Source organism: Streptantibioticus rubrisoli (assembly GCF_024436055.1).
Lineage (GTDB): Bacteria > Actinomycetota > Actinomycetes > Streptomycetales > Streptomycetaceae > Streptantibioticus_A > Streptantibioticus_A rubrisoli.
Window position 1 is genome coordinate 29859 of record NZ_JANFNH010000004.1, and the last position, 24321, is coordinate 54179.

The 24321-nt window shown below is 69.6% G+C and carries 26 protein-coding genes; 16 read left to right on the forward strand and 10 right to left on the reverse strand.

The annotated features are described in order from the left end of the window. The first annotated feature begins 18 nt into the window (after positions 1–18). Complete coding sequence (gene der / locus NON19_RS06640; protein ID WP_255925702.1) at positions 19–1476, forward strand: ribosome biogenesis GTPase Der; 1458 nt, start codon at positions 19–21, stop codon at positions 1474–1476. A gap of 25 nt (positions 1477–1501) precedes the next feature. Here the strand turns inward: der and NON19_RS06645 are convergent, their stop codons facing one another. Together NON19_RS06645 and NON19_RS06650 are read right to left on the reverse strand one after the other, a co-directional pair. Then, positions 1502–1825: a hypothetical protein gene (locus NON19_RS06645; protein ID WP_255925703.1), complete on the reverse strand. Its 324-nt coding sequence runs from the start codon at positions 1823–1825 to the stop codon at positions 1502–1504. A 157-nt stretch (positions 1826–1982) separates the two neighbouring features. Then, positions 1983–2807 carry a DUF8842 C-terminal domain-containing protein gene (locus NON19_RS06650; RefSeq protein WP_255925704.1) on the reverse strand — a complete coding sequence of 275 codons (825 nt, stop codon included), beginning with the start codon at positions 2805–2807 and terminating at the stop codon, positions 1983–1985. Between the two features lie 510 nt (positions 2808–3317). On the opposite strand from NON19_RS06650, the gene NON19_RS06655 reads away from it, so the two are divergent. Both NON19_RS06655 and exaC read left to right on the forward strand, forming a co-directional pair. After that, positions 3318–4007, forward strand: a complete 690-nt coding sequence (locus NON19_RS06655; RefSeq protein ID WP_255925705.1) for a LysM peptidoglycan-binding domain-containing protein — start codon at positions 3318–3320, stop codon at positions 4005–4007. 260 nt (positions 4008–4267) lie between these two features. Beyond that, on the forward strand, positions 4268–5791 hold the full coding sequence (gene exaC / locus NON19_RS06660) for an acetaldehyde dehydrogenase ExaC (protein WP_255925706.1): 1524 nt from the start codon (positions 4268–4270) through the stop codon (positions 5789–5791). A gap of 908 nt (positions 5792–6699) precedes the next feature. On the opposite strand, the gene NON19_RS06665 is transcribed toward exaC, so the two are convergent. Beyond that, the gene (locus tag NON19_RS06665) at positions 6700–6867 is read right to left on the reverse strand and encodes a hydrophobic protein (protein ID WP_255925707.1); all 168 of its coding nucleotides are present in this window, start codon (positions 6865–6867) and stop codon (positions 6700–6702) included. 135 nt (positions 6868–7002) lie between these two features. Here NON19_RS06665 and NON19_RS33595 point away from each other — a divergent pair, with 135 nt between their 5' ends. After that, the gene (locus NON19_RS33595; protein WP_372514014.1) at positions 7003–7263 is read left to right on the forward strand and encodes a CsbD family protein; all 261 of its coding nucleotides are present in this window, start codon (positions 7003–7005) and stop codon (positions 7261–7263) included. Positions 7264–7479: 216 nt separating this feature from the next. On the opposite strand, the gene NON19_RS06675 is transcribed toward NON19_RS33595, so the two are convergent. Continuing rightward, positions 7480–9048: an SDR family oxidoreductase gene (locus NON19_RS06675; protein ID WP_255925709.1), complete on the reverse strand. Its 1569-nt coding sequence runs from the start codon at positions 9046–9048 to the stop codon at positions 7480–7482. A gap of 528 nt (positions 9049–9576) precedes the next feature. On the opposite strand from NON19_RS06675, the gene NON19_RS06680 reads away from it, so the two are divergent. The 7 genes from NON19_RS06680 to NON19_RS33600 all read left to right on the forward strand — a co-directional run bounded on the left by NON19_RS06680 (position 9577) and on the right by NON19_RS33600 (position 15177). Beyond that, a complete protein-coding gene (locus NON19_RS06680) occupies positions 9577–10134 on the forward strand; it encodes a hypothetical protein (protein WP_255925711.1) in 558 nt (185 codons plus the stop codon). Between the two features lie 32 nt (positions 10135–10166). Beyond that, positions 10167–10610, forward strand: coding sequence for a hypothetical protein (locus tag NON19_RS06685; RefSeq protein WP_255925712.1), 444 nt, complete (start codon positions 10167–10169; stop codon positions 10608–10610). 534 nt (positions 10611–11144) lie between these two features. Next, positions 11145–12620 (forward strand): bifunctional phosphatase PAP2/diacylglycerol kinase family protein, encoded by a 1476-nt coding sequence (locus NON19_RS06690; RefSeq protein WP_255925715.1) that lies wholly within the window; start codon positions 11145–11147, stop codon positions 12618–12620. Between the two features lie 50 nt (positions 12621–12670). Next, positions 12671–13588 (forward strand): YihY/virulence factor BrkB family protein, encoded by a 918-nt coding sequence (locus NON19_RS06695; RefSeq protein ID WP_255925716.1) that lies wholly within the window; start codon positions 12671–12673, stop codon positions 13586–13588. Positions 13589–13709: 121 nt separating this feature from the next. Continuing rightward, on the forward strand, positions 13710–13874 hold the full coding sequence (locus NON19_RS06700; protein WP_255925981.1) for a hypothetical protein: 165 nt from the start codon (positions 13710–13712) through the stop codon (positions 13872–13874). Between the two features lie 30 nt (positions 13875–13904). Further along, positions 13905–14168 (forward strand): DUF4190 domain-containing protein, encoded by a 264-nt coding sequence (locus NON19_RS06705; RefSeq protein WP_255925717.1) that lies wholly within the window; start codon positions 13905–13907, stop codon positions 14166–14168. Between the two features lie 529 nt (positions 14169–14697). Next, positions 14698–15177, forward strand: coding sequence for an RNHCP domain-containing protein (locus NON19_RS33600; protein WP_372514016.1), 480 nt, complete (start codon positions 14698–14700; stop codon positions 15175–15177). A gap of 185 nt (positions 15178–15362) precedes the next feature. On the opposite strand, the gene NON19_RS06710 is transcribed toward NON19_RS33600, so the two are convergent. The 4 genes from NON19_RS06710 to NON19_RS06725 all read right to left on the reverse strand — a co-directional run bounded on the left by NON19_RS06710 (position 15363) and on the right by NON19_RS06725 (position 17446). Then, complete coding sequence (locus NON19_RS06710; RefSeq protein WP_255925718.1) at positions 15363–15626, reverse strand: hypothetical protein; 264 nt, start codon at positions 15624–15626, stop codon at positions 15363–15365. Between the two features lie 110 nt (positions 15627–15736). Then, positions 15737–16411 (reverse strand): hypothetical protein, encoded by a 675-nt coding sequence (locus tag NON19_RS06715; protein WP_255925719.1) that lies wholly within the window; start codon positions 16409–16411, stop codon positions 15737–15739. Continuing rightward, positions 16408–16932: an RNA polymerase sigma factor gene (locus NON19_RS06720; RefSeq protein WP_255925720.1), complete on the reverse strand. Its 525-nt coding sequence runs from the start codon at positions 16930–16932 to the stop codon at positions 16408–16410. The genes NON19_RS06715 and NON19_RS06720 overlap by 4 nt, the downstream gene beginning before the upstream one ends. 289 nt (positions 16933–17221) lie before the next feature. After that, on the reverse strand, positions 17222–17446 hold the full coding sequence (locus tag NON19_RS06725) for an alpha/beta fold hydrolase (RefSeq protein ID WP_255925721.1): 225 nt from the start codon (positions 17444–17446) through the stop codon (positions 17222–17224). Between the two features lie 371 nt (positions 17447–17817). On the opposite strand from NON19_RS06725, the gene NON19_RS06730 reads away from it, so the two are divergent. Beyond that, positions 17818–18228, forward strand: coding sequence for a DUF779 domain-containing protein (locus NON19_RS06730; protein WP_255925722.1), 411 nt, complete (start codon positions 17818–17820; stop codon positions 18226–18228). Positions 18229–18547: 319 nt separating this feature from the next. Next, on the forward strand, positions 18548–18772 hold the full coding sequence (locus NON19_RS06735; RefSeq protein WP_255925723.1) for an I78 family peptidase inhibitor: 225 nt from the start codon (positions 18548–18550) through the stop codon (positions 18770–18772). 91 nt (positions 18773–18863) lie between these two features. Here NON19_RS06735 and NON19_RS06740 read toward each other — a convergent pair whose 3' ends face one another. Next, positions 18864–19883, reverse strand: a complete 1020-nt coding sequence (locus tag NON19_RS06740) for a phosphatase PAP2 family protein (RefSeq protein ID WP_255925724.1) — start codon at positions 19881–19883, stop codon at positions 18864–18866. Between the two features lie 537 nt (positions 19884–20420). On the opposite strand from NON19_RS06740, the gene NON19_RS06745 reads away from it, so the two are divergent. Further along, positions 20421–22061: an MFS transporter gene (locus NON19_RS06745; protein WP_255925725.1), complete on the forward strand. Its 1641-nt coding sequence runs from the start codon at positions 20421–20423 to the stop codon at positions 22059–22061. Positions 22062–22123: 62 nt separating this feature from the next. Next, positions 22124–23305 (forward strand): acyl-CoA dehydrogenase family protein, encoded by a 1182-nt coding sequence (locus tag NON19_RS06750; RefSeq protein ID WP_255925726.1) that lies wholly within the window; start codon positions 22124–22126, stop codon positions 23303–23305. 146 nt (positions 23306–23451) lie between these two features. Here NON19_RS06750 and NON19_RS06755 read toward each other — a convergent pair whose 3' ends face one another. Then, positions 23452–23895 (reverse strand): cell division protein SepF, encoded by a 444-nt coding sequence (locus tag NON19_RS06755; RefSeq protein WP_255925727.1) that lies wholly within the window; start codon positions 23893–23895, stop codon positions 23452–23454. A 42-nt stretch (positions 23896–23937) separates the two neighbouring features. Between NON19_RS06755 and NON19_RS06760 the strand changes: the two genes are divergently transcribed. Then, positions 23938–24144, forward strand: a complete 207-nt coding sequence (locus tag NON19_RS06760) for a hypothetical protein (protein WP_255925728.1) — start codon at positions 23938–23940, stop codon at positions 24142–24144. Positions 24145–24321: the final 177 nt, after the last annotated feature.

A 24321-nucleotide genomic window follows, 5' to 3' on the forward strand; every position in this document is an offset into this window, starting at 1 on the left:
ACGACGAGGAAATACTTCATGGACACCACACACGAGTACGGCGAGCACGGCGCGCTCGGCGACGCCGAGTACGCCGAGTTCATGGAGCTGGCGGCGGAGGAGGGCTTCGACCTCGAAGAGGTGGCCGGCGACCTGGCCGCGGCCGGGCACGGCCCGCTGCCGGTGGTGGCCGTGGTCGGGCGCCCGAACGTGGGCAAATCGACCCTGGTCAACCGGATCATCGGGCGCCGCGAGGCGGTCGTGGAGGACCGTCCGGGCGTCACCCGGGACCGGGTCACCTACGAGGCGAACTGGAACGGCCGCCGCTTCAAGGTGGTGGACACCGGCGGCTGGGAGCAGGACGTGCTGGGCATCGACGCCTCGGTCGCCGCGCAGGCCGAGTTCGCCATCGAGGCCGCCGACGCGGTGGTCTTCGTGGTCGACTCCACCGTGGGCGCCACCGACACCGACGAGGCCGTCGTCAAGCTGCTGCGCCGGGCGGGCAAGCCGGTCGTGCTGTGCGCCAACAAGGTCGACGGCCCCTCCGGCGAGGCGGACGCGGCCATGCTGTGGTCGCTCGGCCTCGGCGAGCCGTACCCGGTCTCGTCGCTGCACGGCCGCGGCACCGGCGACCTGCTGGACGCGGTGCTTGAGGCGCTGCCGGAGGCACCCGCGCAGACCTTCGGCGAGGCGCTCGGTGGGCCGCGCAGGGTGGCGCTGATCGGTCGGCCGAACGTCGGCAAGTCCTCGCTGCTGAACAAGGTGGCGGGCGAGGAGCGCGTCGTCGTCAACGAACTGGCGGGCACCACCCGCGACCCGGTCGACGAGCTGATCCAACTCGGCGGCAAGACCTGGAAGTTCGTGGACACCGCGGGCATCCGCCGCCGCGTCCACCTGACCGAGGGCGCCGACTACTACGCCTCGCTGCGCACCGCCGCCGCCCTGGAGAAGGCCGAGGTGGCGGTCATCCTGATCGACGCCAGCGAGACGCTGTCCGTACAGGACACCCGGATCGTCTCGATGGCCATCGACGCGGGCCGGGCCTGTGTGATCGCGTACAACAAGTGGGACCAGCTGGACGAGGAGCGCCGGTACTACCTGGAGCGGGAGATCGAGCAGGACCTGGTGCAGGTCCAGTGGGCGCCGCGGGTGAACGTCTCCGCGCTCACCGGGCGCCACATGGAGAAGCTGGTTCCGGCGATCGAGACCGCGCTCGCGGGCTGGGAGACCCGGATCCCCACCGGCCGCCTCAACGCCTTCCTCGGCGAACTGGTCGCCGCCCATCCGCACCCGATCCGCGGCGGCAAGCAGCCGCGGATCCTGTTCGGCACACAGGCCGGGACCAAGCCGCCGCGGTTCGTGCTGTTCGCCTCCGGCTTCCTGGAGGCGGGCTACCGCCGCTTCATCGAGCGCCGGTTGCGTGAGGAGTTCGGCTTCGAGGGCACCCCGATCCAGATCTCGGTGCGGGTGCGCGAGAAGCGCGGGCGCAAGAAGTAGCCGCCCCCCGGTGCGCGGGCGCGGTTCAGCGCCCGTGCATCCGGTTGTCGTACGGGGCGACGGCCCCGGACGGGTTGGACTGCCCCGGCGGCAGCGCGGCGGGCCGGTAGCGGCCGTAGGACTGGGTGATGGCCCGCTGTTCGTGCTGTGGCCATGGGCCGCTGCTGTTGAACTGGAGTTCCTCTTCGCCGGTGCGGTCGCCCGGCAGTGCCCGGAACATCCGCCGGTACTCGGAGTACAGCGCGTCGTAGATCGGGGTGGCCGAGCCCGCGAGCGAGTCGTGCGGCGAGCGCATGGGCGGGATCTGGCTCTGGTACGGGCCTCGGGAGAAGGTGTCGTAGGTGTGCACGTATGTACCAACGATTCCCGTACATCCGAGATGCGGGCCGTACGGGGCGAAATGACCGTTCCCTGGGCAAAAGCCCTGTGACAAGGGCCGACGCGGAACGACGAAGGCCGGAGTACCCCCGAACGGGGTACTCCGGCCTTCGTGCCGGTCGGCTGGTTCAGGTACCGGCGAGCGGCATGGTGCCGCCGACCAGTTGACCGGTGCTCGCCGCCCGGTCCAGCGCGTCGCGCAGCAGGTCCTCGCGCGGCTGGCGGCCGATGGTGCCGGCCGGCGCGGCGTAGACGAACACCTTGTTGGAGCGGTTGGCCGCGCTGCGCCAGCCCTCGCTCACCGGCAGCGGCTGGTGCGCCTGCCACCAGGCGGAGGCGTTGGCGGCGTTCGGGCCGCCCTGCAGTACGGCGTGCAGCTTGCCCATCGCCATCAGCACGGACCAGCCGGTCAGCTCGGGCGGCGGGATCTCCAGGTTGCTGACCGGGTGGAACCCCGCCTCGCGGAGCAGTACCAGGAACTCGTCGTGGGAGGAGTTGCCCGGGCGGGCGACTGGGCTGGTGGGTTCGACCACCAGCGCCGGGTGCAGGTTGTCCTGGCAGAGCACCAGGCCACAGGTGATGCCCAGGACCGCCTGCTCCTCCGGGGTCGGCGGGACGGCGGGCGCGGGCGGCTGGTGCTGGTGCTGCGGCTGCGGCTGCGGTGCGACGGCGGGGCTGTCGCCGGTGATGCTGCGCACGGCGACCTGCAACTGCTCCTCGGAGACCGGTACGACCTGCGACGGGATGCATCTGGCGTGCGCGAAGGCGAGCACCGCGGTCTCCTCGCCGACGAACAGCACCGTGCTGGTGGGTTCCTGTTCGGTGTTGCCGGGCGTGCGGCAGGAGGTGCAGTCGTACGGGCCTGGTGCGTTCTCGCCTGACACCAGGCGGGCGGCCTCCTCGTCGCCGATCTCGGCGCGTACCTCGTCGCTGACGTCGAGCATGGGCGGCACGGGGTGACTCCTCGGGGGTGCGTTCGGCGCGAGCCCGGAGTTTCCCGGCTCGCAGTGACAACGGGCCATCTGTGGCAGGGGTCACGCGCGGACTGGCGCGGGTTCAACTAGTCGTATCCGTAGGGTGATCGGTCTCCCGGAATCCCTTACTCCATGTAGATCCTGTGATGTTGTACACGCTTGTGAATACGTGAAGAACCTCACAAGAACGCTGTGTTCCGCTGCGCGGTATCGGAATGAAGCGCCATCAATAGGGCGGAAAACAGCGCACCTTACCGCCGGTAACCGCCAACTGGCCTGGGCAGACCGGGCATTGGTTGATATCGGCGGCTTGTGCTCCCTAGATTCGGCGGCCGTGTGCACAGAGCACCACCCGGGCAGTCCGCACGGAGGATGACGGCGCGTCAGCGCGGTCAGCGGACGGGCGGGACGGGCACGGGGCGCAAACGCGCCCGGTGGACGTCCCGTTGGCACGACAGGGGGAGCCCGGGTCCGTTGAGAAGGGGATTCATGTCCGGACATCCGGAGCGCCGTAAGCCCGAACCGTCCAACACCGCGACGGGACTGCGCCGCAGGGCGCGGGCCGCCGTGCTCGCGGGGGCGGCTGTCGTGGTGCCGCTGAGCGCGATCGCGATCAGCGCGGGGCAGGCGCAGGCCGCCGACTCTGGTGTGTGGGACCGCATCGCGAACTGTGAGAGCGGCGGCGACTGGCACATCAACACCGGCAACGGCTACTACGGGGGCCTTCAGTTCAGCGCGAGCACCTGGGCCGCCTACGGCGGTACGAACTACGCGCCGAACGCCAGCGAGGCCAGCCGCTCGGAGCAGATCGCCGTCGCCAGCCGGGTGCAGGCCGCCCAGGGCTGGGGCGCCTGGCCGGTCTGCTCTGGCCAGGCCGGGGCGTACGGCAGTGCGCCCAGCGAGTCGGCGCCGCACTCCAGCGGTGCGAGCCACCACCGCAGCCACCCGACGTACAAGTCCGCGCCCACCGAGCGCGGCGAGGAAGCGCCGAACACCACCCGGTCCGCCACCCGCGCGGCCGAGTCGGGCCACGGTGACTACACCGTCCGCTCCGGCGACACCCTCAGCGCCGTCGCGGCGGCCCACGGCACCACCTGGCAGCACCTGTACGCCGTCAACAAGCAGGTCATCGGTGACGACCCGAACCTGATCATGCCGGGGGAGCGGCTCAACGTCTGAGCCTGTCCAACTGCCGGAACCACCACAGTCGCGGGCGCAGCGGTAGAACCCGCCGCGACGGCGAGCGACTTGTCTGGTACGTGCGGTCAACGCGCGCAGGACGCACCTGTGTTGGCGAACCCTTCCATGGCGGGATCCGTTCCAGCTCATGGCCGAGCCCGCGGAGCGGCGGTAGCGTGCGGTCGATCCAGGAACGTCGCTCCATCCAGGAACGTCCGGCCCGCCACACGCGGCCCGGAACACCCCGAGGAGGCAGCCGTATGACGGTCTACCAGGCACCTGGCACACCCGGCAGCGCCGTGACCTTCCGCTCCCGGTACGAGAACTGGATAGGCGGCCAGTGGACCGCCCCGGTGGACGGCCAGTACTTCGAGAATCCGACCCCGGTGACCGGGGAGACGTTCACCGAGGTCGCCCGCTCCACGGCCGCGGACATCGAACTCGCCCTGGACGCCGCCCACTCGGCGGCGCCCGGCTGGGGCCGAACCGCACCGGCGGAACGAGCCGCCGTGCTCGGCAGGATCGCCGACCGGATCGAGCAGAACCTGACCCGGCTCGCGGTCGCCGAGGTGTGGGACAACGGCAAGCCGATCCGCGAGGCGCTCGCCGCCGACATCCCGCTGGCCGCGGACCACTTCCGGTACTTCGCCAGCGCGATCCGGGCGCAGGAGGGCTCGATCGCGCAGCTCGACGACGACACCGTGGCGTACCACTTCCACGAACCGCTGGGCGTGGTCGGCCAGATCATCCCGTGGAACTTCCCGATCCTGATGGCCGCGTGGAAGCTGGCGCCCGCGCTCGCCGCGGGCAACGCCGTGGTGCTCAAGCCCGCCGAGCAGACCCCGGCCTCGGTGCTGGTGCTGGCCGAGCTGATCCAGGACCTGCTGCCGCCGGGCGTGGTCAACATCGTCAACGGCTTCGGCGTGGAGGCGGGCAAGCCGCTGGCCGCCAACTCCCGGGTGGCCAAGGTCGCGTTCACAGGCGAGACCACCACCGGCCGCCTGATCATGCAGTACGCGAGCCAGAACATCATCCCGGTCACCCTGGAACTGGGCGGCAAGAGCCCCAACATCTTCTTCGCGGACGTGGCGCGCGAGCCGGACGAGTTCTACGACAAGGCGCTGGAGGGCTTCACCATGTTCGCCCTCAACCAGGGCGAGGTGTGCACCTGTCCGTCCCGGGCGCTGATCCAGTCCAGCGTCTACGACAGCTTCCTCGGCGACTGCCTGGAGCGGACCCGCTCCATCCGGCAGGGCAACCCGCTGGACACCGACACCATGGTGGGCGCCCAGGCCAGCAACGACCAGTTGGAGAAGATCCTCTCCTACATCGACATCGGCACCGCCGAGGGCGCCAAGCTGCTCATCGGCGGCGAGCGCGTCGACCTCGGCGGCGCGCTCTCCGGCGGCTACTACATGGCGCCGACGATCTTCGAGGGCCACAACGGGATGCGGATCTTCCAGGAGGAGATCTTCGGCCCGGTCGTCGCGGTCACCCCGTTCGACGGCTTCGACGACGCGATCTCGCTCGCCAACGACACGCTGTACGGCTTGGGCGCGGGAGTGTGGACCCGGGACGGCAACACCGCCTACCGGGCGGGCCGCGCCATCCAGGCGGGGCGGGTGTGGACCAACTGCTACCACGCCTATCCCGCACACGCGGCCTTCGGCGGCTACAAGAACTCCGGCATCGGCCGGGAGGGCCACAAGATGATGCTGGACCACTACCAGCAGACCAAGAACATCCTTTGCAGCTACAACCCCAAGAAACAAGGATTCTTCTAAAGCCAGTAACAGGGCCGCCCGGCATGGAAGTTGACAGCCGGGTGACCCTCCTTCTCGACAACAGAGCGGAGAACGATCTCCCCTGTTACGCGCACAGCAACATGGCGCTTGCCGCAGGAAGTTCGGTGTCTGTTTTTTTGGGCTGTCTATCGACCAAGCCGTCGTTGCAGCTGGCGACCTACCGTTGGTCGTCTTCCCACGCGACAGCTACTTGGGGGTCGGTCAAGGAGAACAGCACCGCCCTCCGTGCCACGAGCGCGTACAGCATCATGCACCGGCCGAACCCAAGCCACCGTCTGACTAGCGCAGATACCGACCTCCGGCACACAGCGCCGATCCGGCGAGGGACTACCTCGGCGGCCCCGCAGGGATAGGCCGCGCTTTCACGGGGAGGAGTGAGCCACAAGATCCGATCGGAAGAACCGGCCGCACCAAGGACGGAGGAAGCCGTGAAAAGGCCCATCATCCGCCATCCCGCCACCTTGACGACCGCAGTCCTCGTTGCGATTGCCACACTGTTCTGCGTATGGCTTGTTGTGGAACTGGCAGTTCCGATGTTCGGACACACCACCCACAAGTAGGGCTCTGTCAGCCGCAGCGGTCGCTGCCACGGTCGTCGCAAGGCGCTTCAACCCCCCGCCGCGACGCCAACGACAGCGGCCGACGAAAGGTGGTCATGTCCTGTGGCGCACCGGATAGGCGCAGCGCGCGACGCAAGAAGTTCCCTCCCAGCGATGGGGGCGGCGGGCTGCGAGCCCCTCGCGGGGCACTTGGGTGCCTGGACGAGGACCGCCCAGCCAGGGTGGTACCCCCACCTTGGAAAATCGGCCGCACTTGCCAAACAGCCGGGTGGACCCCCTCCTTCGAGGGTGTCCACCCGGCTGTCCCGAAGTGAACTGGTGTCAGGGTCACCATCGGTACCAGCGGGACCGGCTCGCACCTTCACCTGCGCGGACCAAGAATCCGAGCAGCCAGATGGCCAGGACCACAACCGCGACCCACCAAAGGATCTTCAGCGCGAAGCCCGCGCCGAAGAGGATCAGAGCAAGCAGCAGAACCAAAAGCAAGGGACCCATTGTCATACACCTCCATCACAGCCACTGCCCGCACCGTGGGTGATCATTCCTGCAAGTGGGGGGTTTGTCAGTCTCGTAAGTGGTGAGGTGATGTGGGATCACACGCTGGAATGAAATCGGTGAGAGGCACGGGATATGAGTGCCGAGCAGAAGGCCGGGGCGAAGATCGAAAAGACAGTAGGCGCAGTCAAGAAGGCCATGGGCAAGACTGTCGGCGACGACACCTTGACCGCCAAGGGCGAAGCCGAGAAGGCCAAGGGTGACGCCCGCGCCGCTGAGGAAAAGAGCAAGGACTTCCTCGGTCCGCAACAGGTCCTCCCCGGGCGGGGAGATGGAAGCAAAGGGCGCGGACGTGGCCTGGTGCCCCCGCCCGTTGCTGCGCCCGGTTTCACCTGACCGTAGAAGCCGCCGAGGTGGCCGTCCGCCGCAGGCTTGACCGTGCGCTTGAACCCGCTTTCTGCCCAGGGGCTCGGCGGCGGTGGCGCGAAACACCAACCGCCCCCAGCTTCCAATGACCTCGGGCAGCCTTCTGGCCTACTTCGTCGGCCAGCGCAACCGCGACCTACATGGCGTCAGCCCCTTTCAGGGGGCGTCGGAAACCGGTGGGCTCGCTCAGGTCCTTGGCCGGGGCGGGCCTTGCGGACGCGGTCGCGCTGCGCCCAGGCGCTCGGCCGCGCGGACGATGTTGCGGGCCATACCGCCGAAGACGACCGCGTGGAACGGCGAGACGCTCCACCAGTACAGGTGGCCCAGCAAACCGCGCGGATGGAACACCGCCCGCTGCCGGTAGCGCACCTTGCCCGCTGCGCCGTCGTCGGCTCGCTCCACCCGCATCTCCAGCCAGGCCAGGCCGGGCAGGCGCATCTCGGCACGCAGCCGCAGCAGTCGGCCGCGTTCGATCTCCTCCACCCGCCAAAAGTCCAGCGAGTCGCCCACCCTCAGCCGTCGGGCATCACGCCGACCCCGGCGTAGCCCGACTCCACCGGCCAGCCGGTCCAGCCAGCCGCGCACGGCCCAGGCCAGCGGGAAGGAGTACCAGCCGTTCTCGCCGCCGATGCCCTCGATGACGTCCCACAGTGCCTCCGGCGCGACCTCGGCGTCGCGTTCGCGCACGTCGGTGTACAGGCTGCCGCCAGCCCAGTCGGGGTCGGTGGGCATCGGGTCGCTGGGTGCGCCGGGCAGGGAAGCCGACGACCAGCGCGTTGTGACCTGGGCGTCGCGGACGCGCCGCAGCGCCAGGGCGACGGCGCCGTCGAAGCCGATGGGATGGCCGGGAGGATTGGGCACGTAGCGTTCGAGGTCATTCTCCCGGCACACCACCTCGTGCCGCAGGGACTCCGTCAGGGGGCGGGCGATCCGGGCTGGCACCGGCGTCACCAGGCCCACCCAGTAGCTGGACAGGCCGGGGGTGAGGACGGGCACGGGCAGGATCAGCCGCCGGGGCAGGCCGGACACGGCCGCGTAGCGGCGCATCATGTCACGGTAGGTGAGCACGTCTGGGCCGCCGATGTCGAACGTGCGGTTGACTTCTTGGGGCAGTTCGGCGCTGCCGGTCAACAGGCGCAAAACGTCGCGCACGGCGATCGGCTGGATCCGGGTGTGCACCCAGCGCGGTGTGACCATCACCGGCAGCCGCTCGGTGAGGTAGCGCAGCATCTCGAAGCTGGCCGAACCGGAGCCGATGATTACGGCGGCGCGCAGCACGGCGGTCGGCACGCCGGAGTCGAGCAGGATGCGGCCGACCTCGGCGCGGGAGCGCAGATGGGGCGACAGCTTCCGCTCGGGCACCGACTCGGGAGTCAGCCCGCCCAGGTAGACGAGGCGGCCGACGCTTGCCCGGCGGGCCTGCTCGCCGAAGACGCGGGCCGCCTTGCGGTCGGTGTCCTCGAAGCCGCGCCCGGTGCCGAGGGCATGCACGAGGTAGTAGGCCACGTTCACGCCGCGCATGGCCCGTGCGACGGAGTCAGGGTCGGTGACATCGCCTTGGACGATCTCCACCTGGTCGGCCCAGGAGTGGTCGCGCAGTTGGCGTGGGGTACGGACCAGACAGCGCACTTGGTGGCCTGCGTCGAGGAGCTCGGGTACGAGTCGGCCGCCGATGTAGCCGGTCGCGCCGGTCACCAGACACATCAGGCCGCCGCCCTCATGGTGCCCGGCCGGTGTGGTCTCGTCGCCGCTCATCGTCGATCCCGCCGCCTGTCTGCCTGCTCCTGCTCCGCCGCTGTCGTGTCGTGCGGGTCACCTGTCTCTACAGTGCGGACGTGTTTGACGGAGGCGCCCGGGAGCGGGGGCCGGGCGGGTGACGGGTAGCCCGAGCGTGGCGCGCCCAGGCTGGCCGAACCGGCCCGGGGCCTGCCGAGTTCGGCGGTGAACCGTGAGCCGATCAGCGGGCGAGGTCAGGGAGCCACGGCCAGCTCGGAAGGACCGCGAAGCCAGCCAGGAGCGATAGGGGGCTGTAGGCGCCCAGCGGCGAGGCATACAGGCGAAGCCAGCAGCGGCGGTCAGCCACATGGTGGCGGCCGGAGGCCGCCCGGGCAGACGATGGTGGCGTTGGCGGCCGGAGCGGGCCGGTGTGGAAGGTGACCGTGACCAGCGCGGACAACCCCTGAGATCACTGCTGTTGCGCCCAGGTGCCGGGCTCGGCGTAGAGTCAGTACATACAGAGCGAAAATGCGTCAAATTGGGCGAAGCCTGTGAGGGAGTGGCCCGATGTCAACAGGAACGCTTCTGGAGATCATCATCCCCCTCGTGGTGGTGATCGCTCTGATCGCAGGGGCGACGGCACTGGTGATCCGTCGCCGCCATCTGCGGGAGCGCTTCGGCCCCGAGTACGACCGAACCGTTGAAGACGCGGACAGCCGTCTGGCGGGCGAGCGCGAGCTCAGCGCGCGTGAGAAGCGCCATGACGCGTTGGATATCAAGCCGCTGCCCAGCACCACACGGGACCGATATGCGGGGGAGTGGACCCGCGTGCAGCAGGAGTTCGTGGACCGGCCAGAGGTTGCCGTGCGGGACGCGGACCAACTGGTCACCTCGCTGATGCACGAGCGCGGCTACCCGACCGAAGGCTTCGAGCAGCAGATGAAGGACCTGTCGGTCGAGCACGGGCGCACGCTCGAACACTACCGGGCGGCCCACGAGGTCGAAACCCTCAGCGTCCAGCACAAGGCCACCACCGAGCAGTTGCGGGGTGCCATGGTTCACTACCGCAGCCTTTTCGACGAGTTGCTCTCCGACGGTGGCCAAGCCCGGCACGCCCGCGCCTGACCCTCGGCAGCGCGAAGAGACGGAGGACGCCGATGCGACGCGACAACAACACGCCCTATCCCGCCGAAAGCGGCCTGTCCACCGAAGACCTCGCCCAGGCGCGCGAGCGAACGGCAGACGAAGCGCCGCCACCCGAGGCCCCCGCCTACCCAGGCGAGGGCGCTCCCGCCGGGGCGCCGGACATGGCGGGCACAGAAGCAGACGAGGCTCCCCAACTCCTGGCCAGCGAGGAGGCGGACAGCTTTCGGGGGCGCTGGCAGGAGATACAAAGCAGGTTCGTGGACGACCCGCGTGAGGCCGTGCACAACGCCGATGCCCTGGTCGCCGAAGTCATGCAGACTCTGGCCACCACCTTTGCTGAACACAAGGAGGGCCTGGAGGGCCAGTGGCACCGCGGCGAACAGGTGAGTACCGAGGACCTGCGAACGGCCCTGCGGCACTACCGGTCGTTCTTCAACCGCCTGCTCACCACATAAGCCAGGCGGCGCCCGGTGGTGATCGCCCGTCATGAGGCAAACCCGCCTTGGGCGGTGTACGCCACAAAGGGGCGGTCGTCTGGGCGGCCAGGCATGGCCCACGGCTGGTGTAACAGGAGGGCCTGGTGGAAAGCCGCGGGGCGAACGGTGCCTGCACCTTGGTGGTGCGAGCGCCGGGGTGCCATCGCGAACAAGCCGTAGCGGGCCTTGCGGGCGGGGCCCTTTCGCAGCCAGCACAGAAGGGAGGCCGAGCAGGAAACGGCACGAGCCCTTCCCCGCAAGGAGGTGGATGCCCCACGCCGATACGTGAGCGCTTCGCCCGTCCCGCCGCTCTGCCGGACGGCGAAGCACAGCCTTGGGCGGGGACACGAGCGGGTCCCGGGACACATTCACAAATCCCTCTCGGTCCCCGCCAGGCAGTGATCCGTGCCGGGACGGCCCGAGGCTGAGTTTCGGTCAGGAGGCCGTGCAGGAGAGCCACCCAGGAGGCGCATACCCGCGCGTACCGTCTCCCAAGGCGGGTAAGCGACCGCCATGAAGCGACGTCTCGCCGGAGCAAGGCGACTCATTGCCGTTGATCGGGTGGTGTTCGGCCGGATCGCCGCCCGGCCTTGGCCGTTCGCGGCATCGACACTGCCGCGGCTCAGCCGAGCCGCCGACCACGGTGTGCTCTGGTTCGGGGCGGCCGCCGCGATCGCGGGTTTCGGCGGCACGCCCGGACGACGCGCGGCCGGGCGGGGGTTGGCGTCGCTGGCGTTGGCATCGGCGGCGGTGAACACCGTGGGCAAGCGGATGGTGCGCCGACCGCGTCCGCTGCGGGATGGGGTTCCGGTGGTCCGGCAGCTGCGACGGCAGCCGTTCACCACCTCGTTCCCGTCCGGGCACGCCGCCTCGGCCGCCGCCTTCGCGGCCGGAGTGGGTTTTCAATCCCCGCGCTGGGGTGCGCTGGTGGCACCGGTGGCGGCGTCCGTGGCGTTCTCCAGGGTGTACACCGGCGTTCACTATCCGAGTGACGTGCTGGTCGGCGCGGCCATCGGGGTGGCCGCCGCTGTCGTGGTGCGTGCGCTCGGATCCGATCGGCGGGAGCCGAAGCCACCGCGCGCGGCGGCCCCGGCGCTGGACGCCGGTGAGGGTTTGGTCGTCGTAGTCAACAACACCTCGGGCGTGCCACCGCTTCTGGTGCCGCACGCCGAGCGGCTGCGGGCCGCCGTGCCGAAGGCACACGTGATCGAGGCGACCGAGGACGACGACCTTCCCGCACTCCTGGAGAAGGCGGCCTGCCTTGCCGCTGAGCGGGGCGGCGCTCTGGGCGTTCACGGTGGCGACGGGACCGTCAACGCGGCGGCGGCGATCGCCACCCGGGAGGGCGTACCGCTCGCGGTGTTCCCCGGCGGTACACGCAACCACCTCGCGATGAGCCTCGGCGTCCAGGAGATCGAGGACACTGCCCGCGCTGTGCGGAACGGCCAGGCCACCGCGATCGACCTCGGGTACTTCACCGGAGTCGACGGGGAGCGCGTTGTGTTCGTCAACACCTTCAGCGTGGGCGCCTACCCGGAACTGGTGCGCGTCAGGGAACGCTGGTCGCGCCGTCTGGGCAGTTGGCCCGCGAGCGTGCTCGCGGCGCTGCATGTGTTGCGCACCGCCGAACCGGTGCCGGTGGTCCTCGGTGGCCAACGGCGCCTGGTGTGGCTGGTGTTCGTGGGGAACTGCGCCTATCGCGGCACCGGAGTGGCACCCCTGCGCCGAAGCGACCTGGCGGACGGTGTGCTGGACGTGCGGGTGGTGGACGCCGGCGCGTTCGCCCGCACGAGGTTGATGGCGGCGGCCGTCACGGGAGCGTTGGGGCGTTCCCCGGTCTACTCCGCCAAGAAGCTGCAAGGCCTGCTCATCGAAGGGCTCGGCGAGGACACGCACCTGGCCTACGACGGTGAAGTCAGGCGTGCCCCGAGCACGGTGCGCATGGCCAAGTCACATAAGGCGCTCGTCGTCTATCACCCCGGAGCGTGAGCTCCGCGCGAGCGATCGAGCGGGGAAGGACATGAGTGGGAGGGGGAGTTGTGCTCACCGGGAGGGGGCGCGCCTGGGTGACGGCGCTGGGGCAGACTCCCGTCACGGCCTGGAACGAGGACCTCACAGACTGGGCCGCGGCGCTCACCTACTACGCCGTGCTGGCGTTCTTCCCGGTCCTGCTCGTCGTCCTGTCGGTGCTCGGCCTGTCCGTTCCGGGCTCCGCGCCGGGAGCCATCGACCACATCACCCAGGTGGTGCCCGCCGCCTCCCGCGGGCCGCTTCGAGGAAGTCTGCTGAAGATGTCCCAACAGCCGACTACCGCATGGACTTTGGTGGCTCTGGGAATAACGGGCTCGCTGTGGTCGGGGTCCAGCTACCTCAGTGTCTTCCGCCGCGCCCTGCACGCCATGTACGGGGTGGACAGCCACCGCCCGGTATGGCACACGGCGCTGCGTATCGTGATCACCGCGCTGCTGGTGATCCTCCTTCTCGTGGCCAGCGCCGTCACCCTCATGGCGACAGGCGGGACCGCCCGTCGGCTGGGCAGGTTGCTGGACCTGGACGGTGCCACACTCGCCGCGTGGGAGCTGTTGCGGTGGCCCGCCGTGCTGTGCCTGGCTGTCGTGCTGACACTGGTGGTCTTCCGTACCGGACCCGCCGCCTCCCGGCCTCTGCGCCGGATGGCGCCGGGAGGGGTGGTGGCGGTGCTGCTGTGGCTGACCGCGTCGGCTGGCTTCGCCGCGTACGCCTCCCACGTCAGCACCTACCAGCGCGTCTACGGTTCGCTCGCGGGCGTCGCGGTGTTCCTCGTCTGGCTGTGGCTCTCCAACCTCTCCCTGCTGCTGGGCGCCCAGTTCAACGCCCAACTGGCGAAGGCGGAACGCGGCGACCGCCCTCCGGCGGGCCCGGCGGTGAGGCGGTGGCGCATGCGCCGACGTTCGCCGGGGAGGCGCACTCGCGGTTAGACGGGCGGTGTGTGGTCAGGGGTGAAACGAACGGGAGCGAGATGGCCTTTGCTGAAGCCTCATCCGCTGGTGCTGCGCGACTGCGCCTCCGGTTGGCTCCCGCCAATTCATTGAGTGAGGTATGGAGATGATCTTCCTCGTAGCCGCGTTCATGCTGTTCGGCGTTCTTCTGGGCGCGGTGGTACACCTGCCGTTGCCCGCGACCGTTGCCATCGCCACCGTCATCGTCGGCTGGCTGGTGATCTACCTCGTGCGCCGGCGACAGTCTCACGATCGAACCAACTGACCACGGGCTAATCGAGTCCAAGGAGAGGATATGGGTACCGAAACGCCCGTACGCGACCGACCGGCCTCCTTGCGGTACGCCAACAGTATGGCCGCCGCGTCGTTCATCTTCGGCCTGGTGGGCATTCTGGTGTTCAACGTGCTGTTCGGCCCCGCGGCCATCGTCCTCGGCGGTCTTGCTCTTCTTCGCGGCACCACCCGCCGCGCTCGTGCCCGCCTTGGAATCTGCCTTGGGGCGGCGGACTTGGTAATGCTGGCCGTTCTGACCTCCCTAGACCACACCGTGAGCTGGTAGTAGAGGACTTGGCCAGCGGTTTTCCACCCAGTGCCCCAGCCCTGTCACAGCCCAAGACCCGAGGCAGAGCGCCCAACCCCCACGTCGGCCCAAGGAGAATCTCCATGCAGGCACTGATATGGCTGGGCATCCCTCTCATCGCCGGGATCAGCGCCAGCGCATAGGCGGTCGCCGCCCGCGGCAGGCGGTGGACGTGCTCCTGCGCCCCGTCGAGGAACCTGCCAGCAAATCCTCAGACGCCGGACGGTCTCGGACCCACATAAACTGGACGAAGACCTCCGTACCAAGGCGACGGAGTCTGGAAGATCGAGGAGGTAGCGTGATCGCGAAGTATGCGGCTGCCGGTGCCTGACGGGGGACGACGCCGACGGCAGTGAGACTGGATGGACACCTACCGGCGGCACGTGGAACACCCGCGTGACAGTGGCCGGGACAAACCCGTTAAACCCGGTCGTGGTCCGGATCCAGAGCTGCACACAAACTCTCTGGTGAAGCTGGAGCCGGAAGTAATCGCCTACCGACAGCGGCGGTGAACCGCGTCACTCCCCAGTCAAGCCTGCGACCCTGCCAGGGGAGAGCGAACGGAACCCTGCGCCTCCGAGTTGAAGAAGCCCTTCGACTCGCTGAGGAGCAGAGCACCATCAGCAGAACAACCGAAAACACCGGCTTCACCTGCGAGAACTGCGGAAAGGCCGTTACGGCACTGGTCAACGGAAGCTACCGCAATCACTGTCCGTACTGCCTGTTCTCACAGCACGTGGACATCACACCCGGAGACCGTGCCAACGGCTGTCGCGCGCTCATGCGCCCGGTCGCCGTCGAGTACCACTCCGCCAAAAGATACATGATCGTCCATCAGTGCACCGGCTGCGGCACCCGCAGCCGCAATCGCATGGCCGACGACCCGCACCAGAGCGACGACCTCGACACCGTCCTCTCTCTGATGCACCAAGCCATCGGCCCTCACGAAGCCAGACGCCCAAACCCGCGTCGAAGGAGACATATCTGACGCCTCCTGCGGCTCCCGCCCACCAGGCCGGGAGCCGCCTTTCTACTCTTTTCGGCGCCAAAAGGGGGCCTGACCCGATCCTTCGCCAGCCAGACGCCCTTCGGCCGACCCACTCTAAGCAGTGGGCGGATTGCTCCGTACCGCCAACTCGCTTGCAAACCCTGCGGGTTGGCCGGATTGCGGTTCTACGGATGGCGTTCGATCCGCCAGACCGCGAGGGCGCAGATGCCGCTGCCGATGCCGTAGCAGGCGCCGCGCAGTAGGTAGGTGGCGGCGTCGGCGCGGCGGGCGCGAGCCCAGCGCCGGACGCGGGAGACGGGAGCGGGCGTGGTGTTGGTGTCCGTGCCCGGCTCCGCGTTCGGCTTGGTGGTGACGTTCGGCGTCGTGTTCGTGGGGGAGTTGCCGGAAGGCGTGGCCGGGGTGGGGGTGGCGGGCTCACGCTGGGGCATTGGGACCGTCCTTCGGTAAGGGTGTCCTGGTGAGGAGCCTGTCGGCGGTCGGTGGCCTGGGAACCGGGGACTGCCAGGCGGGCTCCTTTGCTGTTTGCTGTTTTCGGGGATCAGTGCTGCAGGCGGTCGGCGATTTCGCGTTCGGGGCGGCAGACCAGGACGCAGTCGGTGTCGTCGCGGGTGGCCAGGCGCTCGACTTCCGCGGTCAGCGCGGGCTCGCGGGCGGGGGCGGCGGGTCGGTGGCGCCTCAGGAAGAAGCGGCCCATGAACTCCACCATGGCGTCCTCGGCGCCGAGGCTGCTCAGCAGTTGACGGAGCCAGTGGTCGGCCTCGGCGTTCTCGCCGCGGGCGAGGTGGTGCAGGTGGAGGCAGTAGGCGGCCATGCGGTGGCCTGCCCCGGCGGCGAGCTGCCACCAGAACTGGGCGCTTTCGGGGTGGTCGGCCTGGTACAGCATGCAGGCGAACACCTGGGCGCCGTCTATGTCGAGGTCCTCCAGCGGGCCGCGGGTCTCGTCGGGGCCGTCCTCGCCGATGGCGGAGGCCAACTCCTCGACGTGGCTGGCGGCACCGGGCTGGTCGAGCACCGAGCACACGACCGCCGACAACTGGTGCCGGGCCCGCGAGACGGTCGGCACGTCGTCGTTGGTCTCCCAGGCCCGGCTAGGCGGGGGGACGTATCCGGCGTCTTCGGCGAGATGGCGCAGTGCGGTACCGACGTCGATCGGGCGACGCTTGGCCTCCGCCTGCTCGCCGATGTTCGCCAGGAGCTGTTCGATACTGCTCATTCGGTGTCCCCTTCCGTCTTCAGAAGCGAGGGCACCGCCAGTTCCAGGCGCTCCTTGGCCTTGCGGCAGTGGTGACCGACCGTGCTGGCGCTTACGCCCATGTACCAACTGACCTGCTGCACGTCGCACTTGAGCACGAACCGCAGCACTGCGGCGTCGAACTGCCGCGGAGGCAGCTTGGTCAGCGCCTCGATCACGCCTGCGTCGCCGGGCAGCCTCTTCAGCCTCTTGCGGAAGGCGCTCAACGCCTCGGATATGACGACCCGTCGGAAGATCGCCCACACCTGCTGCTGCAGATTGCTTTCCTCCAGCAGCGCGTCCCAGTGCCGCAGGATCTCCAGGAACGCCCGGTGCACCGCGTCCTCGGCGGCCGCGTTGTTGCGCAGCACCACGTAGGCGTAGCGATGGAAGGTCTCCTGGTTGGCCAGGTACAGTGCCTCCCAGTCCAAGGGCAGGGGTAGCACGCTGTCCTGAGCCACCGGGGCGCCGCGGTCCTTCGTGGACCTGTCTTCTTCGGTCATGAGTCCTCTTCGTTGAGGGTTGAAGCGCAGGACGGGCGCCAAGTTCGGTCACGCCGCTCGCTTTTGAGGACTACTCAACCCCGCGGAACGCGCGTACGCGCATCCCCGCCATCGCGAGATATGACACCGTGATGATCATTGGCAGCACAACGTGACTGCGTACCATCTGGTAACCCGCAGTGAAGTGCGCTTTCACCGACGGTGACGCAGCTTGTCCGAACCTTTCGTCAACCCCGTGACGCTAGTCACACCCGAAAGCGGTCGCCGCCCACGTCCGCCGCCACCTTGTTCAGGCGGTGTGATGCGGGAGTTCCCCGGCGGTCGCTGCCCCGAGGCACCGCAGGATGCGGTTGTTGACGTACTCGGGATGCTCGATGGAGGGGCCGTGCCGCGTGTCGGTGACCAGTTCGACGTCCACGTTCGGCGTGAGCCGTTGCGCCCGGTCGCGTGTGGGGGAGGCGTGGAGCAGTGGGCTGCGGTCGCCGATCAGCAGCGTCCTCGTCGGCCAGCGCACCGCGGAGGCCCCTTCGGACGTCCCGCGTCACCACATCGACCGCATCTTCACGCCTGAGGCAGACGGCGGACACGGCTAGCGAGGAACTCCCCGTGGCCGACTCTGGTATGTCTCGGCAGGGGCTGGCACCCCAGCCGCCAAGCGGTAACACTGTTCCATCGGCCGACTCCTGACGCCGGGGGACGTGCCCGCTGGTTCCCTGCCCCACCGCTGCTCAACGACCAAGATCCGGACCGCGCGCGGACCAACTCCGTTTCGCAGACAGCCGATTCCGTCCGTTGCCGCTGGTCAGAAGGGGATGACTCGATGTACCACCATGAGACCGAGGATCCGCTGGTGAGCTACGCCCCGCAGGGGCCCGGGCTGTTCTGATGGGTGCGGCCGAGGCGCGCCGGGTCGGGTGTACCGAGGAGGCGGCGCGGTTGCTGCGCCGCCTCGGGCAGTCGCACGGTCCGTTGATGTTCCACCAGTCGGGCGGCTGCTGCGACGGCAGTTCGCCGATGTGCTACCCGGCGGGGGAGTTCCTCGTCGGCGACGCCGACGTTCACCTCGGGGACCTCGATGTGCCCGGGATGGATCCGGTGCCGGTCTGGATGGCGCGGGACCAGTTCGCGTACTGGAGCCATACGTATCTGACGATCGACGTGGTGCCGGGGCGCGGCAGCGGGTTCTCGTTGGAGGCGCCCACCGGCCAGCGCTTCCTGATCCGGTCACGGCTGTTGACCGACGAGGAGCTCGCAGCGCTGGGCTGGCGGCCTCCGCGAGGGCGGTCCGCGTTGTGAACACGTGAACAGCAAGAGGGTGATGTGGAGGAATAGTGGGTTCCGTTCTGGCTATTCCGCTTGCCGTTACGCATTAACCCCGCAGGCGGTTCCGCAATTGCCCGACCGGCACTCTGGACAGTCTTCCTGATAATCAGGATGGTCGGTGCACGGATGATTTCCGGCGGGCGTGGCGGCGTATTTCGCGGAGGCGGGATCGGCCCAGTGCGCGGGTGATCGGGGCGGCAAACGCCGCGGCCCGCACTGTGACAGAAGCGTGACGATGGCGCCGGGTCCCTCCCCTCGGCGGCGGCCGCCGAGCGGTCGTACGGTGGCGGACATGGCACCCTCTGCACCCTCACCGACCCCCGGTCCGGTACCGGAGGACAACATCGAGCGCTACGTCGGCATGACCCCGCGGGAGGCCGAGCGGACCGCCGTCCGGCACGGCTGGACGACGGTGCGGGCGCTGCCGCCGGACGCGGTGATCACCCTGGAGTACCTCGCCGGGCGGCTGAACCTCACCGTCCAGGACGGCGTGGTCACCCGCTGCTGGGCGGGCTGAGCGCGGACGCGCCGACGGCCCGCGGGGGGAGTTGTGCGTACCGCTCCCCGCGGGCCGTCGACGGTTTCTGGTGTGTTGTACGGGTTCCGGCTCAACCTCGGTGCCCGGTCGGGCGGGCCGGCCGCTCGGCGTGCGGTGGGCGGCGGTTGCCGGGCGCCGGGACCGCCGCGCGGTCGTGGCGCGCGGTGTGGCCGCGCAGGCCGTGGTGTGCGGCTCGGGCGGTCGCGGTGGCCGTGGTGGCCGCGGTGGGGCGGGCGGGGGCGCCCGCGCCGACCGGCTGGAGCAGCGGGGCGTCGTCCGCGGCACCGCGCGGGGGGATGACGCCGGAGCGGGCGGCGATCGGCGAGACGGTGACCGGCGTCGGCAGCCAACGGGAGCGCAGCTGCGCCCACTTCACCAGCAGCCACTGCTCGGCGCGGCCGATCACCGGCTCGCACCACGGCAGCGCCAGCAGCACCAGCAGTCCCGCGCACCAGCCGCTGAGCACATCGCTGACCCAGTGCGTACCGAGATAGATCGTGGTCATGCCCACGGCCAGCGAGAGCACCGCGCTGACCACCGACAGCACCCGCCTGGCCCGTGGCGTGGTGGCCAGATACGCGAGGATCCCCCAGGTCACCACCGCGTTGGCGGTGTGCCCCGAGGGGAATATGTCGCCGCCCCCGAAGAGTTCGGCGGAGCCGATCGTGGTGGCGTAGTGCGGGCCGAGCCTGCCAAGTCCGTACTTGACCGCGCCCACCGTGATGTTGAGCAGCAGCAGCGCGGTGCCGAGCACCAGCAGTGGGCGCAGCGAGCGCTGCTTCCAGGTGCGCCAGCTCAGCCAGGCCGCGACCATCACCGCCGTCGGACCGCGCTGTCCGAGGACCACGAAGTAGTCCAGGAACGCGTGGAACTGCGGCCACTGCTTGTACGGCCGGAACAGCATCACCTGCCAGTCCAGTCGCACCAACTGGGACGTGCCGAGCACGGCCGCGACTATGGCCGCGTAGGCCACCGTGGTGGTGCCGAACAGCACCCGGCGTGTTCGGCTCATCCCTGGGACCTCGTGGTCGCTCGGCGGCTCCGGCTCTAGCCGTCGCGCCGAGTCGGCGAGGATTCGGTCAGTACGCACACAATCGACGTTACAGCGTGTGACGGCTGTGTTTGGTCGAACGGACCTTTTTGTGATGACGATGTGATGTGGCAACAGTCACGCGATGTCGGGCAGCTCACATTTTTCCACTTGTTCTGAGCGTGGTTGAGCGGTGGCGCCGCAGCGGTGTTCCGCATTTACGCCGGTTATTTTCCGGTGGATTCCCGGGAATTGGTCCGGCCGGTTTTCCCGGTCCGGGTGAAATCTGACACATCGTCAGCTTCGGTCGCCGGTCGCGTTCCGTTTCAAGATCCTTAACCTTGGAAGGCCAACGCCGGGTCAACGCACGGGGACGCCGGAGCGACTCCTGGTGTGACCAAGGCCACCTTGTCGCTACCCCGTCGGCGCTGGCCGGAAGCCGATGGTCGTCCCGGGAGGGCGACCGACACCTGCGGCCGGGCCGCCCCACTCGCGTAACCTGGCGGCTCACCCGCCCCATTTCGCCGGGTACCGCGGCCAACGGGCGCGGAAGGCGGCGCACGCGGGGCATGAGCGGACACCAGTGGAGGTGCATGGATGACGGGGACGACCACGGTCGGCACCCCGACGACGCCCACCGTTCCGCGCGCCAGACGGTCTCGCCCGGACCGCGGCGGAGCGACCGGCCCCGCCAACCGCTGGACGATCCTGGCCGTGCTCTGCGTCAGCCTGCTGCTCGTGGCGCTGGACGCGACCGTGCTGCACGTCGCGGTCCCCGCGCTCACCGAGGACCTGCACCCCAGCGCGATAGCGCTGCTGTGGATCGTCGACGCCTATCCGCTCGCCGCCGCCTCCCTGCTCATCCTGTTCGGCACCCTCGGTGACCGCGTCGGCCGACGCCGGGTGCTGCTGCTGGGGTACGGGCTGTTCGCCGCCGCCTCCGCGGTCGCGGCACTGGCCAGCACGCCGGCCGTACTGATCGCGGCCCGCGCGCTGCTCGGCGTCGGCGGCGCCATGATCATGCCCGCCACGCTGTCGGTCCTGCGGCAGGTCTTCCCCGACCGCCGGGAACGCGCGCTCGCCATCGGGCTGTGGAGCGCCGTCGCCGCGGTCGGCGCGGCGGTCGGACCGGTGCTCGGCGGCTTTCTGGTGGAGCGCTTCTGGTGGGGTTCGGTCTTCCTGGTCAACATCCCGCTGCTGGCGGTGGTCTGGCCGGTCGCCCGACGGCTGCTGCCGGAGTCCACCGGCGCGCACGACGGGCCGTGGGACGTGCTCGGCGCCGCTATGGCGGCGCTGGGCATCCTCGGGGTGATCCTCGGCGTCAAGCGGCTCGGCGGCGGTGGCGCGCCGTACCAGCCGGTGGTGCTCGTTCCGCTGCTGGTGGGGGCGGCGCTGCTGTGGCTGTTCGTACGACGGCAGCGCGGGCTGCGGCACCCGCTGGTGGACATGCGGATGTTCGCCAGGCCCGCGTTCAGCACCTCGGTCGGCTGCATCGTGCTGGCCATGCTGGCGCTGGTCGGCCTTGAGCTGATCGCCGTCCAGTACCTCCAACTCGTCCTGGGCCTGGCCCCGTTGGCGACCGGACTGCGGCTGCTGCCGCTCACCCTCGCCGCGATGGCCGCCGGGCTCACCGGATCGCGGATGCTGCACCGGCTCGGTCCGCGGCACATGGTCTGCCTCGGCTTCGTGCTCACCGCCTGCGCCGTGCTGGCGCTGACCGCGATGGGCCAGCACGACCGCCCCTGGCTGCTCACCACCGCCTTCGTCGCCCTCGGCTTCGGACTGGAGACCACGCTGTTCGGGGCGTACGAGTCGATGCTCAGCGACGCCCCCGCCGCCCAGGCGGGTGGCGCCGCGGCGATCGGCGAGACCTCCTACCAACTCGGCGCCGGAATCGGCATCGCGCTGCTCGGCAGCGTGATGAACGCCGGGTACGCACCCGGGGTCAGCAAAGTCGCCGGTGTCCCGGCCGCCGCCAGCGCTCAGGCGGCGCACTCGCTCGGCGAGGCGTACGAGGTGGCCGACCGGATCGGCGGCGGCACCGGCGAGGCGCTGCGCACCGCCGCCCGCGGCTCCTTCGTGCACGGACTGCACCTCACCCTGTCCGCCAGCGCCGCGCTGCTGCTGCTCGGCGCGCTCGCCGCGCTCCGCCTGCCGCGCACCGCCGAGCCGACGGCACGCGACCAGGCCGAGGGCGACGACCTTGAGGGTCTTTACGACGAGCGGACGCGGCCGTAGCGTCAGCGGCGACCAGGAAAGATCGATCAGCGACGATCGACCGTCCGCACGAGGAGCCGTCCATGAGCAGCGCGCCGCCGTTCGAGCCGTCCGATCCGCTCGGCCTCGACGACCTGCTGAGCGACGAGGACCGCGCGGTGCGGGACACGGTGCGCCGCTGGACCGCCGACCGGGTGCTGCCGGACATCGCCGAGTGGTACGAGCGCGGTGAACTGCCCGGCATCCGCGAGTTGGCCCGCGAACTCGGCGCCATCGGCGCGCTCGGGATGTCCCTGGACGGGTACGGCTGTGCCGGGGCCAGCGCCGTCCAGTACGGGCTGGCCTGCCTGGAGTTGGAGGCCGCCGACTCCGGGATCCGCTCGCTGGTCTCGGTTCAGGGCTCGCTGGCGATGTACGCGATCCACCGCTACGGCTCGGAGGCGCAAAAGCAGCAGTGGCTGCCGCGGATGGCCGCCGGAGAGGTGATCGGCTGCTTCGGCCTGACCGAACCCGACCACGGCTCCGACCCGGCCGGGATGACCAGCTACGCCAAGCGGGACGGCACCGACTGGGTGCTCACCGGACGCAAGATGTGGATCACCAACGGTTCGGTGGCTGGGGTGGCGGTGGTCTGGGCCCGTACCGACGAGGGCGTCCGCGGCTTCGTCGTCCCCACCGACGCCCCCGGGTTCTCGGCCCCGGAGATCAGGCACAAGTGGAGCCTGCGTGCCTCGGTCACCAGCGAACTCGTGCTGGACGACGTGCGGTTGCCCGCCGACGCGGTACTGCCCGAGGTCACCGGGCTGCGCGGTCCGCTGAGCTGTCTGAGCCACGCCCGGTACGGCATCGTCTGGGGTTCGATGGGCGCGGCCCGCAGTTGCTTCGAGGCGGCGCTGGACTACGCCAAGAGCCGGGAGCAGTTCGGTCGGCCGATCGGCGCCTTCCAGCTCACCCAGGCCAAGCTCGCCGACATGGCCGTCGAACTGCACAAGGGCATCCTGCTCGCGCACCACCTGGGGCGCCGGATGGACGCCGGGCGGCTGCGCCCGGAACAGGTCAGCTTCGGCAAGCTCAACAACGTGCGCGAGGCGATCGAGATCTGCCGGACGGCTCGCACGATCCTCGGTGCGAACGGAATTTCGCTGGAGTACCCCGTGATGCGGCATGCGACGAACCTGGAGAGCGTCCTGACGTACGAGGGCACGGTCGAAATGCACCAACTGGTCCTGGGCAAGGCTCTGACCGGCCTGGACGCGTTCCGCTGAGCCCGCGGGGGTGAATCCTCAACCGCCGCGAGGCGGTCGCCCGACGGCGGGGACCGGCGGTGTGAACCGGCCGCTACCCGCTGTGGGCACAGGGGCACGGGCCCTTGGACCGGACCCGTTGGGGGCAGGCCCCCGGCCTGCCCCCATCAGCTCTGGTTGAAGAAGCCGTCCGAGGCACGGCCGCCCGACGCTCCGTCGACCACCGTGTAGTCGGCGGGCGTCAACAGGAACACCCGGTTCGCCACCCGCTCGATGGAGCCGCGCAGCCCGAAGGTCAGCCCCGCCGCGAAGTCCACCACCCGCTTGGCGTCGGCCGCGTCCATGGCCGTGAGGTTGACGATCACCGGCACGCCGTCCCGGAACAGCTCCCCGATGCCGCGCGCGTCCCGGAAGCCGTCCGGGGTCACCGTGGCGATCCGCTGGCCCTGCTCCTCGGCGCTGACCGCGGCGACCCGCACCCGTGGGTCGGTGACCCATTCGCTGGACTCGGGTCCTTCCGTGTAGTCCGTGTACTCCTCGTCGTAGTAGCGCTCGTCGTCGCCTTCGTCGACGAGTCCAAGCCATGCGCTGGCCTTCCGCACCGAACCCATGGACGCCTCCTCTCACGTGCGGTCCGTACCGTCCGCCCTCCTATGGTCGTCCATGATGTGGATGATGCGCCAAGTGGAAAGCCGCCGTACTGGGGATTCGTGACGGTTCTGGTGCAACAGCCGAACATGGCGATGCGTCAGGTAATCGTAGGAACGCGGATCGTGACGGTGTGCGAGAAAAACACCGTCAAGCCTTTCGGCGGGGTGACGGTGCGCATCCGTACGGCTCGCTGGCCGCCGGTTGTGTAACCGTCCGGGCGGTTCACTTCCCGTCTGACGGCCGGTTCACTCCCCTGTGCGGCGAGGTTCCGGGTGGCCGGTAGCATGACGGGCCGATCGCGACCGGCTACGACCGGTTGTGACTGTTCACGATCAAAAATGTGCGCCACTGGCGTGCCTGATTGGCTGCTGACGTGCCTAACTGGC